General features: G+C 72.9%; 9 protein-coding genes. 3 read left to right on the plus strand and 6 right to left on the minus strand.

What is annotated here, in order from left to right; translation table 11 throughout:
• Window positions 1-4 precede the first annotated feature (4 nt).
• From gatC to IEY56_RS11320, 5 genes are all read right to left on the minus strand, one after another.
• Window positions 5-301, minus strand: coding sequence for an Asp-tRNA(Asn)/Glu-tRNA(Gln) amidotransferase subunit GatC (gene gatC, locus IEY56_RS11300; RefSeq protein WP_189037001.1), 297 nt, complete (start codon window positions 299-301; stop codon window positions 5-7).
• Between the two features lie 400 nt (window positions 302-701).
• Window positions 702-3,005 carry a putative bifunctional diguanylate cyclase/phosphodiesterase gene (locus IEY56_RS11305; RefSeq protein ID WP_189037002.1) on the minus strand — a complete coding sequence of 768 codons (2,304 nt, stop codon included), beginning with the start codon at window positions 3,003-3,005 and terminating at the stop codon, window positions 702-704.
• A gap of 254 nt (window positions 3,006-3,259) precedes the next feature.
• Complete coding sequence (gene ligA, locus IEY56_RS11310) at window positions 3,260-5,440, minus strand: NAD-dependent DNA ligase LigA (RefSeq protein ID WP_189037003.1); 2,181 nt, start codon at window positions 5,438-5,440, stop codon at window positions 3,260-3,262.
• Window positions 5,441-5,455: 15 nt separating this feature from the next.
• The gene (locus tag IEY56_RS11315) at window positions 5,456-6,526 is read right to left on the minus strand and encodes a methionine synthase (protein ID WP_189037004.1); all 1,071 of its coding nucleotides are present in this window, start codon (window positions 6,524-6,526) and stop codon (window positions 5,456-5,458) included.
• Window positions 6,523-7,212 (minus strand): SDR family oxidoreductase, encoded by a 690-nt coding sequence (locus IEY56_RS11320; protein WP_189037005.1) that lies wholly within the window; start codon window positions 7,210-7,212, stop codon window positions 6,523-6,525. The genes IEY56_RS11315 and IEY56_RS11320 overlap by 4 nt, the downstream gene beginning before the upstream one ends.
• Window positions 7,213-7,373: 161 nt before the next feature.
• Between IEY56_RS11320 and IEY56_RS11325 the strand changes: the two genes are divergently transcribed.
• Both IEY56_RS11325 and IEY56_RS11330 read left to right on the plus strand, forming a co-directional pair.
• The gene (locus IEY56_RS11325) at window positions 7,374-8,456 is read left to right on the plus strand and encodes an ATP-binding cassette domain-containing protein (protein ID WP_189037006.1); all 1,083 of its coding nucleotides are present in this window, start codon (window positions 7,374-7,376) and stop codon (window positions 8,454-8,456) included.
• A 92-nt stretch (window positions 8,457-8,548) separates the two neighbouring features.
• The gene (locus IEY56_RS11330; RefSeq protein WP_189037071.1) at window positions 8,549-9,403 is read left to right on the plus strand and encodes an ABC transporter permease; all 855 of its coding nucleotides are present in this window, start codon (window positions 8,549-8,551) and stop codon (window positions 9,401-9,403) included.
• Window positions 9,404-9,525: 122 nt separating this feature from the next.
• On the opposite strand, the gene IEY56_RS11335 is transcribed toward IEY56_RS11330, so the two are convergent.
• Complete coding sequence (locus IEY56_RS11335; RefSeq protein WP_189037072.1) at window positions 9,526-10,053, minus strand: LOG family protein; 528 nt, start codon at window positions 10,051-10,053, stop codon at window positions 9,526-9,528.
• Window positions 10,054-10,075: 22 nt separating this feature from the next.
• Between IEY56_RS11335 and IEY56_RS11340 the strand changes: the two genes are divergently transcribed.
• On the plus strand, window positions 10,076-12,319 hold the full coding sequence (locus tag IEY56_RS11340) for an NAD-binding protein (RefSeq protein WP_229711789.1): 2,244 nt from the start codon (window positions 10,076-10,078) through the stop codon (window positions 12,317-12,319).
• Window positions 12,320-12,371 lie beyond the last annotated feature (52 nt).

Raw genomic sequence — 12,371 nt, forward strand, 5'->3', positions numbered from 1 at the left:
GCGATCAGTCCTCCCCGAGGATCTGCGGCACCTTGAAACGCTGCTGCTCCTGCGCCGGGGCGCCGGAGAGCGCCTGCTCGGGGGTCAGACCCGGACGAACCACGTCCGGGCGCATGACGTTGGTGAGCGGCAGCGGGTGGGAGGTCGGCGGTACGTCCTCTTCGGCGACATCGGACACGGCGGCGACCGCGCCGATGATGTCGTCGAGCTGTCCGGCGAAGTGATCGAGCTCTTCGTCCTTCAGCTCCAGGCGCGCCAGCCGGGCGAGGTGGGCGACCTCCTCGCGCGAGATGCCAGGCATGCAGCGGTCCTCTGGGTGAGTGTTGGATTTTCCGCCCCAATCCTATGGCTCCCGTGCCGCTGCCCGTGCCGCCGGGCGCCGGGGAACGCCGACGGCTCCGGGGAGGAGGCGGATGAGAGCCGGGACGGGAGGGGGCGGGAGCCCGCGGCGGGGCCCGGTTTCCCGGCCGGCGGGCGCGGCCCGGGCCGGCCCGGCAGGCGGCCCGGCGACTTCCGCGCGCGGGAACACCGCAGGTCGTGCGCGCGGCGCGGAGCGCCGGGAGATGGGTGGAAGCCCGCCGTCCGCCGCGCGCCCCGGGAACGCGTCGCCGCACGGAGGCCGCCTGACGCCGCGGAGGCACCCGCCGGGTCGCGGCGGGCGGGACGGCTCGGCGGGCGGCGCGTGGCGCGGTGCCGGCGCCTTACTGAACCGGCTGCCAGCCCGTGGGACGGTTCGCGTCGTGTGACTGGGTCGGACCCGGGGGCTGCGGCCCCGACGAGCGCGGCGCCCCTCCCGCCGGACCCGGCGTGTGCCGCGACGACGACGTGGCCGAACCCGTCGCGGGCGGGGAACCGCACTCCAACTCGGGCCGCGGACGGGAGTGTTCGGGGGAGTCCGGGACTCCGTCGCGCGCCCGCAGCCAGGCCGTCGTCTCGTCCGGGGGCATGGCCGCCGCGACGAGCCAGCCCTGCACGGCGTCGCATCCCAGGTCCCGCAGGCGCTCCCACGTCTCGTCGTCCTCGACGCCCTCGGCCACCACCAGCAGGCCGAGGGAGTGGGCCAGGTCGACCGTGCAGCGGACGATCTCCGCGTCCTCCGCGTCCACCGCGAGGCGGGCGACGAACGACCGGTCGATCTTCAACTCGCTCACCGGGAGCCTGCGCAGGTGCACGAGAGAGGAGTAGCCGGTGCCGAAGTCGTCCAGCGACATCTTCACGCCGTGCCCGGCGAGAGCGGCCAGGGTGTCGGCGGCGCGCTGCGGGTCCTCCAGGAGCACGTGCTCGGTGATCTCCAACTGCAGGGCCCCCGCGGGGACTCCGTGCCGCGCCAGACGTCCCGCGACGGCCCCGGCGAAGCCCGGCGCGTGCACGTCGCGCGGCGAGACGTTCACCGCGACCGGCACCGTCAGGCCGCCCTTGCGCCAGCGGGCGACCTGCGCGAGCGCCGTCTCCAGCACGTACTCCGTCAGGCGCGGCATCAGCCCCGACGTCTCGGCGATGGCGATGAACTCGTCCGGAGGGACGCGGCCGCGCTCGGGGTGGACCCAGCGCACCAGCGCCTCCAGACCGGAGACGACGCCGTCGAAGCGGACCTTCGGCTGGTAGTGCAGTTCGACCTCGCCGGCGTCGAGGGCGCGCCGCAGGTCGGCCAGGAGCCCCAGCCGGTCGGGGGTGTTGCCGTCTCGCGTCGCCTCGTACACCTCGACGCCCGTGCGGTCGCGCTTGGCCTCGTACATCGCCACGTCCGCGCGGCGCAGCAGCCCTTCGGCCTCCCGCGCGTGCTCCGGGAAGACCGCGACACCGGCGCTCGCCTCGAGCACGAGGGTGAGGCCGTCCAGGTCCAGCGGGGACCCGAGGGCGGAGACGAGGGTGCGGGCGGCCCGCATGGCACTCGTCGTGGAGTCGGCGAGCGGCAGCAGGACGGCGAACTCGTCGCCGCCGAGGCGTGCCGCCTCCGCGCCGCGCGGCAGCGCTCCCCGCAGCCGCTCCGCGATCTTCAGCAGCAGCCTGTCGCCCGCGAGATGGCCGAGGGTGTCGTTGACGGAGCGGAAGCGGTCCAGGTCGATGAGGACGAGCGCGCCGCGCGCCTCCGTACGGTCGGCCTCCTCCAGCGCCGACCAGGTGCGCTCCAGCAGCCACTGCCGGTTGGGGAGGCCCGTCAGCGGGTCGCGCAGCGCCTCCTCCGCCCGCACTCGCGCGATCCACAGCGTCGAGTCCAGCGCGATCAGCGGGACCGTGAACAGCGGGAGCAGCACCGGACGGTGGGCCGCGACGACGGCTATCAGCGGCGAGATCCCCAGCAGCGCCAGCGCCACCAGGCCGTGACGGAGCAGGGAGCGGCGCAGCACGGTGAGCAGCCCCGTCTTGCGGGGCGCGTAGGAGAACCACAGCAGGGCGCGCGTGGCCACTAAATAGGCGCACGCGGCGAGGACGATCGCGGGCAGCGCCGGGTAACCCCAGCTCTCGGGATCCCAGGGCTTCTCGACGGACGGGTGCACGCCGAACGCCGCCAGCGCGACGGCCCCGGACCCGATGCCGAGGATGTCGACGGCGCCGTGCAGCACGGCCTGGCGCCATCGGTGCCGCCGCGCCGCGCCGACCAGCACGACGACGGCCAGGCTCACCAGGACCGCCGGGACCCACCCGTAGAGCAGCAGGATCGCGAGGGTCAGCGCGGCGCCCGAACCGGTGCCGCCCCACCAGCGGTCACGGCCGAGGGCTACGAGATGCCCGACGATGACGCCGGTGAGCACCGCCAGCGACCAGCCCGTGACGCCGGAGGGGAAGAGCGCCCGCCCTTCCGACAGGACGCGGAAGACGCCCGTGCCCAGCGCAACTGCCGCCCCGACGGCGACGAGCAACGGCAGTCCGGGAACCCTCAGCGCGGCGATGCGCTGCACCCACGGCACGTCCTCCGCTCCGGCCGTGGGCCCCGTACTGCTGCCGCCCGCGCCGTCGGGCAGGCCGGAGTACGGGGGGCCGTGGCCCCCAGGAAATTCCTGCATGCCCGTCCCTCTCGCAGCCGTCCGTGCCTGCTCGCCAACCAGGCACACACATCAACAGTAGGCCGCACAGCGCCGCCAGGGCAGCGATCGGCCGGGGTTGGCTGTGCGCTACCCGGCTTATCCGGCCCCTTTCAGGAGCAACGGCCGATAACAGTGCGGCTCCTGAGTGCATACCCTGGCGTAAACGCATGAGACACCTGTGACCCGCGCACAACACCGGGAAAAGGGAGGGTAGTTGACGGGCCCTCAGCGCCCTATTCGGGATGCTTTTCCGCCACTTCGCGTGCTGCGTCCGGCCCTTGCTCCAACAGGACGGCGAGTCCGTCATCGTCCAAAATAGGCACCCTCAGCTGGACGGCCTTGTCGTATTTCGACCCCGGGCTCTCGCCGACGACCACGAATCCGGTCTTCTTCGAAACCGAACCGGTCACCTTCGCGCCCCGCTCCTGTAGCGCCTCCTTCGCGCTGTCCCGGGTGAGCGTCGCGAGCGTTCCCGTGACGACGACCGTGATCCCGTCCAGGGGCCGCGGACCGGCCTCGGCGGCGCCCTCCGCCTCCATCCGGACGCCGGCGGCGCGCCAGCGTTCGACGATCTCGCGGTGCCACTCCTCCGCGAACCAGTCCTTCAGGGAGGCGGCGATGGTGGGGCCGACGCCCTCGGTGGCGGCGAGTTCCGCCTCGTCGGCCGCCGCGATGCGGTCCAGCGAACGGAACTCCCGCGCCAGCGCCTCGGCCGCCACGGGCCCGACGTGCCGGATCGACAGCCCCGTGATGATGCGGGCCAGCGGACGCTCCTTGGCGGCCTGGATGTTCTCCAGCATCGCCAGCGTGTTCTTCCGCGGCTCGCCCTTCTGGTTGGCGAAGAGGGTGACGACCTTCTCCTCGCCCGTCTCCGGGTCGCGCTTGGGCAGGCCGGTGTCCGGGTCCAGGACGTAGGACTTGATCGGCAGCAGGTCCTCGACCTTCAGGTCGAACAGCCCGCCCTCGTCCTTCAGCGGCGGCTCCGCGGGCTCCAGAGGCTGCGTCAGTGCGGTGGCGACGACGTACCCGAAGTGCTCGATGTCCAGGCACTTGCGGCCCGCGAGATAGAACAGCCGCTCCCGCAACTGGGCAGGACACGAACGGGCGTTGGGGCAGCGGAGGTCGATGTCGCCCTCCTTCATGGGTCGCAGCGCCGTGCCGCAGTCCGGGCAGTGCGCGGGCATCTCGAACTCCCGCTCGCTGCCGTCCCGCAGGTCGGCCACCGGGCCCAGGATCTCCGGGATGACGTCGCCCGCCTTGCGCAGCACCACCGTGTCCCCGACGAGGACGCCCTTGGAGCGGACGACCTCCTGGTTGTGCAGCGTCGCGAACTCGACCTCGGAACCCGCGACCGTCACCGGCTCCACCACGGCGTACGGCGTGACCCGGCCGGTGCGTCCGACGCCGACACGGATCTCCAGCAGCTTCGTGTTCACCTCCTCCGGCGCGTACTTCCACGCGATGGCCCACCGGGGGGCGCGGGAGGTGGAGCCCAGGCGGCCCTGGAGGCGCACCTCGTCCAGCTTCACCACGACGCCGTCGATCTCGTGGGCCACGGAGTGCCGGTTCTCCCCGTAGTACGCGATGAACTCGCGGACGCCGTCGAGCCCGTCGACCACCTTCGTGTGCGTGGACGTCGGCAGGCCCCACTCGCGCAGCAGGTCGTACGCGTGGCTCAGGGTGTCGGTCTCGAAACCCTCCCGGGCACCGATGCCGTGCACCACCATGTGGAGCGGGCGCGACGCGGTGACCTTCGGGTCCTTCTGGCGGAGCGAACCGGCCGCGGCGTTGCGGGGGTTGGCGAAGGGCTTGTCGCCGGCCTCCACCAGGCGGGCGTTGAGCTCCTCGAAGCGCTCCATCGGGAAGAAGACCTCGCCGCGCACCTCCACCAGATCCGGGACTCGCTCGCCGCTCAGCCGCTCGGGGATGTCGGTGATGGTGCGGACGTTGGGCGTGATGTCCTCGCCCGTGCGGCCGTCCCCCCGGGTGGCGGCCCTGGTGAGCCGCCCCCGCTCGTAGGTGAGGTTCACGGCGAGCCCGTCGATCTTGAGCTCGCAGAGGAAGCGGTGCTTCACGCCCTCCAGTTCACGGGCGACCCGGTCCGCCCACTCGCCCAGTTCCGCGTCGTCGAACGCGTTGTCCAGCGAGAGCATCCGCTCCCGGTGGGCCACCTCCGTGAACTCCGTCTCGTACTTCCCTGCGACCTTCTGCGTCGGGGAGTCGGGCGTCACCAGCTCCGGATGCTCGGCCTCCAGGGCCTCCAGGTCGCGCAGCAGCCGGTCGAACTCGGCGTCGCTGACGACGGGGGCGTCCCGCACGTAGTAGCGGAAGCGGTACTCCTCGATCTGCTCCGCGAGCCTCTGGTGCTTCTCGCGCGCCTCGGCGGGCACTGTCGACTGCTGTTCCCCGGCCACCGTCTCGTCCTCCCGTTACTCAGGGTTGTCAGCGAGGGATCTCGCGGCCCGGACGCAGTGGGCGAGCGCGGCACTCGCGTACGCGGGTGAGGCACCCGCCAGACCGCACGACGGAGTGACCACCACCGACTCCGTGAGGAGGGCGGGGGACAGCCCGAGCCTGCGCCACAGCGACCTGACCCCACTGACGCTACCGGCAGGGTCTGACAACGCACCCGCCGCCGGCGCGGCTCCGGGCACGATCCCCGCGAACAGCGCCGTACCCCCCTCGACCGCCTCGCCGATCATCTCGTCCTCACGCTCGGTGAGCAGGGCGGCGTCGACCGCGATGCCCGTGACCCCCGCCCGGCGCAGCAGCGCGAGAGGCGGCTCGGGCGCGCACGAGTGCACCACCACGGGCACTCCCACGGCCGACACCAGCTCCCGCAGCGCACCCTCCGCCACGGCCCTGTCCACCGCGGCGTGCGTGCGGTAACCGCTGGCGGTGGGCACGCGCCCGCGCAGCACCGCCGTCAACGACGGCTCGTCGAGCTGCAGTACGGGGCGCGCACCGGGCACCCTGCGCCGTACGTCCGCGAGATGCGCCCGCAGCCCCTCCGTGAGGGAGGCGGCCAGATCGCGGCACGCGCCCGCGTCGCCGAGCACGGCCTGGCCGTTGCGCCGCTCCAGGGCGGCCGCGAGGGTCCAGGGGCCGACGGCCGAGACCTTCAGCGCCCCCTGGAAGCCCTGCGTGAACTCCTCGAGCGCGTCCAGGTCCTCCCCCAACCAGGCCCGGGACCGCCTGGTGTCGCGCCCCGGCCTGTCGCCGAGCCGCCAGCCGCTGGGTTCGAGATGCGCGTAGAGCTCGACGAGCAACCCGGCCGTCCTGCCGACCATGTCGGCGCCCGGTCCCCTCGCGGGCAGTTCCGGCAGGAACGGCAGGGCTTCGAGGGTGCCGGCGACGGCTCGCGCCGCCTCCCTGGCGTCCTCCCCCGGCATCGATCCGATGCCCGTCGCCGCGGCCGCCCCCCAGGGGAAACGCCCCGAAGTCCCGCCGTGAGCGGGGGAGTCCGCGCGCGTGCCCGTTCCGTGCGGGGTGCCGCTCATGCGGTCGGCTTCACGGTCAGGTCGGTGACCTCCGCGCCGCGCGGCATGTCCAGCGCGGTCAGCATCGTCGTCGCCACCGCGTCGGCGGGAATCCAGCGATCCGGGTCGTACTCCCGGCCCTCCTGCCGGTGCACCTTCTCCTGCATCGGGGTGGCGGTGCGCCCCGGGTAGACGGAGGTGACGCGCACCCCGTGTCCGCTCTCCTCGGCCCGCAGCGCGTCCGCGAGCGCCTTCAGGCCGTGCTTGCTCGCGGCGTACGCGGCCCACTGCGGGTGGGCGCGGAGCCCGGCACCGGAGTTGACGAACAGCACGTGCCCCCGCGCGAGACGCACCTGCGGCAGCAGCAGCCGGGTCAGCTCGGCGGGCGCGGTGAGATTCGCGGCGAGGGTGCTGCTCCACACCTTCGCCGTCGTCTCGCCCACCTCTCCGAGCTCCACGACGCCCGCGATGTGCTGCAGGGAGTCGAGCTGTCCGGGCAGTTCCTGGTGACCGAGCGCCCACGACAGCCGCTCGGGCTCAGCGAGGTCGCCGACGAGCGTGCGGACGCCCGGGAAGCGGTCGCGCAGCTCCTTGGCGCGTCCGGCGTCCCGCGCCAGCAGCCAGAGTTCGTCGCCACGGTCGAGCAGGCGCCGCGTGACGGCGGCGCCGATGCCGGAACCGGCACCGGTGATCAGATGGGTTGCCATGCCTCCATGGTCGCTCAGGTTCGAACCCGGTTACGAACCGGTGGCGCGCCGGCGATGAGTTTTCGCGCCGCGACGGGTCTGCTCGCAGAGAAGCCGGCGGCTTCCGCACGCGCCGCGTCGTACCGTCGCACGGCACACCATGAGAAAGAGGGAGGGCAGCGATGCGCACCGACACCGCGAAGCACACCGAGCCGCGGCAGCACGACGGTCCGGCGATCGAGACGTCAGGACTGGTGAAGGTCTTCGGGGACAACAGAGCCGTCGACGGCATCGACCTGCGGGTCCCCGCGGGCAGTGTCTACGGCGTGCTCGGCCCCAACGGCGCGGGAAAGACCACCGCGGTGAAGATGCTGGCCACCCTGCTGCGCCCGGACGGCGGGGAGGCCCGCGTCTTCGGGCACGACGTGCTGCGGGAGGCGGACGCCGTACGCTCCCGCGTCAGCCTCACCGGGCAGTACGCCTCGGTCGACGAGGACCTGACCGGCACGGAGAACCTCGTGCTGCTGGCCAGGCTGCTCGGCCACTCGAAGCCGTCGGCGCGCAAGCGCGCGGCGAAGCTGCTGGAGGCGTTCGGACTGGAGGAGGCCGCCGGGCGGCAGGTCAAGCAGTACTCGGGCGGCATGCGCCGGCGCATCGACATCGCCGCCAGCATCCTCAACACTCCCGACCTGCTGTTCCTGGACGAGCCCACCACCGGCCTCGACCCGAGGAGCCGCAACCAGGTGTGGGACATCGTGCGGGCCGTCGTGGCCCAGGGCACGACGGTGCTGCTCACGACGCAGTACCTGGACGAGGCGGACCAACTCGCCGGCCGCATCGCCGTGATCGACCACGGCCGGGTCATCGCGGAGGGGACGCCCGGGCAGCTGAAGTCGTCCGTCGGCGCGGGCTCGATCCACCTGCGATTGCGTGACGGCGCCCAGCGGGAGGAGGCGCGTTCCGTGCTCTCGCAGACTCTCGCCGCCCAAGTGCAGCCCGAGGCCGACCCGGTGGCGCTGACGGCCCGCGTGCAGGGCGGCGGCACCGAGCGCGGAGCCGCCGAGCAGGCCGCTCTGGCGCTGGCGGAGCTCACTCGCTCCGGCATCACCGTCGACCACTTCTCGCTGGGCCAGCCCAGCCTCGACGAGGTCTTCCTCGCCCTCACCGACCATCCCGCGCACGACGAGGGCGGGCAGGCCGACGGCCGCGAGCCCGTCTCGCGCAGCTCGCAGAACGGCCACGACGCCGAGGAGACACGCTCATGACCAGCACGCCCGCATCCGCCCCGCCGCCCGCCGCCTCCCCCTCCGGTCCCCCGGCGGCCTCCGCCACTCCCGAACAGCCGTCCCGCGCCCGGATGACGGCCTCCGCGGCACGTCCTCAGCAGGGAGGCCGGGCGTCGCAGGGCAGACCGGAGGACCTCACCGCGGTACTCGTCGCCGGGCCGAGACCCCCGCGTCCCAGCGCGCTGTCCGTGTGCCTCACGTTCGGCTGGCGGGCGATGCTGAAGATCAAGCACGTGCCCGAGCAGCTCTTCGACGTGACCGCGTTCCCGATCATGATGACGCTGATGTTCACGTACCTCTTCGGCGGGGCGCTGGCGGGGTCGACGACGGAGTACCTGCAGTACCTGCTGCCGGGCATCATGGTGATGAGCGTCGTGATGACCACGATGTACACGGGCGTCTCGGTCAACACCGACATCGAGAAAGGGGTGTTCGACCGCTTCCGCACGCTGCCGATCTGGCGTCCCGCCCCGATGGTCGGCTACCTCCTCGGCGACGCCTTCCGCTACACCATGGCGTCCGTCGTGATCCTGGCGGTGGGCCTGGTGCTGGGGTTCCGGCCGGGCGGCGGCTTCATGGGCGTGGTCGCCGGGATCGCCCTGCTGGTCGCCTTCTCGTTCGCCTTCTCCTGGCTGTGGACGATGTTCGGGCTGCTGCTGCGCACGGAGAAGTCGGTCATGGGCGTCAGCATGATGGTGCTGTTCCCCCTCACCTTCCTCAGCAACATCCTGGTGGAGCCCCGCACGATGCCGGGCTGGCTGCAGGCGTTCGTCGACGTCAACCCCGTGACGCACCTCGTCGCCGCGGTCCGCGGCCTGATGGACGGCGACTGGCCAGGCGGCGAGATCAGCTGGACCCTCATCGCCTCCGGCGTCCTCATCGCGGTGTTCGGCACGCTCACGATGCGGCTGTACAACAGGAAGTGACCGCAGCGGTCCGGCTGTTGGAGGGGCGCCCCGGCTCGCCGGCGGCGCCCCTCGCCCGTGACGCGGGTCGTGCGCAGGCGCCGTCCAGGCCCGTCCGCCCCGTCCGGACGGCCCGGCCTCCCCTACGCGGACTCCAGCAGCTCCATCGCACGCTCCCCGTCGTCTGCGAAGGCGACCAGTTCGGTCAGCGGCAGCGGGAGGAACCCCTCCGCCTCCATCCTGGCGAGCTGCCTCCGGAGACCGTCGTAGTAGCCCGCCGTGTTCAGCAGGACCACGGGCTTGGCGTGCAGCCCGTGCTTCTTCAGCTCGAGGATGTCCGTCGCCTCGTCGAGCGTCCCCGTGCCGCCCACCATGATCACGAAGGCGTCCGCCCGTTCGAGGAGCCTGGCCTTGCGTTCGGCGAGGTTCGCGGTGACGACCATCTCGTCCGCGTTCTTCCGCGCCACGCCCTGCAGGAACTCCACGGAGATCCCCACGAGCCGTCCGCCGGTCCGCTGGACGCCGTCGGCGACGACCTTCATCAGCCCGGCGTCCGATCCTCCCCACACCAGCGAGTGTCCGCGGCTGCCGATAAGCTCGGCGAACTCGCGCGCCGACTCGGTGTACACGGCGTCGAGTTCAGCTGCTGAGCAGAAGACACAGATGTTCAAGGGGGAACTGTCCTTGGCGGCCATGGACAGCAGCCTAGAGCCCGGGGCCCTGCGCGGACACATGGTGGTCTGCGGCGACAACGCCCTCGCGCAGCGGGTCTGCAAGGAACTGGCCACGGTCTACAGGCAGCACGTCACCGTCGTCCTGCCGTCGCTGCGCGGAGGGAACCACGGCCCGCAGATCGCCGAACTGGTCGGAGCCGGCGAACTCTCCGTGGACGCCGTCGAGGCAGGCGTGCCCGACGACACCGCGCTGCTCAGGGCCGGCATCGAGCGGGCGAGCGCCCTGGCGCTCACCTCCGGCGACGACCAGCTGAACATCTACATCGCGCTGCGCGCGCGGCGTCTCAACCCGCAAGTCCGGCTGGTCATCCGGATGTTCAACCAGAACCTGGGCCGCTACCTGGCGGATCTCCTCGACCGCGCCGCCCGGCTCCGCGGAGGGAGGGCGTCCGGCGGCGCCATGGCCGACGCCACCACGACAGTGCTCTCCGACTCCGACACGGCCGCGCCGTCCATCGTCGCGGCTGCCGTCGTGGGCAGCGACAAGGTCCTCTACGCGGACGGGCTGCTGCTGCGTGCGAAGGAGCGCACGCTGCGCACCGTCGACCGCCGCAACCCCCTGTGCACGCTCGCGCTCCTGCCCGCCGCGGACGACCCGGACGACGCTGAGGGGATCGCCGACGACGGCGGCGGTGACACCGAGGGCGACGGCGCCCCCGAAGACGGAGCCGACGGCACGCCGGAGGCAGGCCCGGGCGACGGGCCGGACGAGGACGGAGCAACCCCAGGCCCCGGCGCCTCCGCGGACGCCGCCGGAGACGCCGCCGCCACCCCGCCGCAGGCCGGGAGCGCGCGCCCCCGCACGCACGACGGGCCGGTGCTGCTGCCCGGCGAGGAGGACCTGGCAGGGCTGTCGCCCGAGCGCAGCGCCGTCGTCCTGGAGGCCATCACCCGGCGGGACCGCGCCGGCGCCGTACGCGCGCCGCGGCTGCCGCGGATGCTGGCCCTCAAGGAGCTGTTCTCGCGGCGGCTGCGCTACTCCCTGCTCGCCATGACGGCCGTGGTGCTCGTCCTCGCCACCGTCAGCTGGTCGATCACCGAAGAGTCCCCGCTGCACGCCGGATACGTCACGCTCCTGGACGTCTTCGCCATCAACGAGCCCAACCTCGAGAAGAGCTCCGGCGAGCAGGTCCTCCAACTTCTCGCCGCACTCGCGGGAATGATGCTGCTGCCGCTCTTCCTCGCCGTCGTGCTGGAGAGCTACGGGGCCTTCCGCAAGGCCACGGCGCTGCCGAACCCGCCGCGCGGACTCTCCGGCCATGTCGTGGTGGTGGGCCTGGGAAAGGTGGGCAAGCACGTCCTGGAGCGGCTGCTGGAGCTCAACATCCCCGTGGTGTGCATCGAACGGGACCCGGAGGCCCGGGGCATAGCGCTCGCCCGCCGGCGGCGCGTCCCCACGCTCATCGCCGACGTCACCGAGGACGGCGTGCTGGAGGAGGCGAAGATCAAACGCAGCCGCGCCCTGCTGGCGCTCACCAGCACCGACGGCATCAACCTCGAGGCCTCGCTCAACGCACGCCAGATCAAGGCCGAACTCCGCGTCGTGATGCGGCTGTTCGACGACCAGTTCGCCGCCACGGTCTACCGCACCCTGCGCGACACCTACCCGGCCGCTCAGACCCGCAGCCGCAGCGTCTCGGCGCTGGCCGCCCCCGCGTTCGCCGGGGCCATGATGGGACGCCAGGTGCTGGGAGCCATCTCGGTGGGGCGCCGCGTGCTGGTCTTCGCGACCGTGGAGGTGCGCGGCAACCCGCTGCTGGAGGGCCGTACGGTGGCCAGCGCCTTCCGGGCGGAGGCGTGGCGCGTCGTCGCGCTGGACACCGCCGGCGAGGACGAACGGCGGCACGACCTCTCGTCCGTCTCGTCGACCGGCGCCGGCGAGCTGGAGTGGCGCCTCCACCCCGGCTACGTCCTCCAGGACGGCGACCGTGTCGTGGTCGCCGCGACGCGGCGCGGGCTGAGCCACCTGCTCGCCGCGGGCCCGGCCTCCGGCATGCCGCCCGTCCCGGGCACGGGGGAGCACCGGTTCCGCGACGTGGTGCAGCAGTTCCCGCCGTCCTTACGGCAGGGGCCGCCGCAGCCGCCCGGGTGGGGACACACGCCCGGGCAGGGCCGCACGACGGGACAGGGCACCCTCCCGGGCCAGGGCGGCGGAACGCCGGAGCGGGAAGGACCGCACGGGGACGGCCCGCGCCTCCCCTGACACGCGCGCAGGCGTGTCCGTCCCAGCTGCGCGGAGGCAGCGGAGCGGAAGG

Origin of the sequence: Streptomyces daqingensis, from assembly GCF_014645895.1 — a bacterium.
Taxonomy (GTDB): domain Bacteria; phylum Actinomycetota; class Actinomycetes; order Streptomycetales; family Streptomycetaceae; genus Streptomyces; species Streptomyces daqingensis.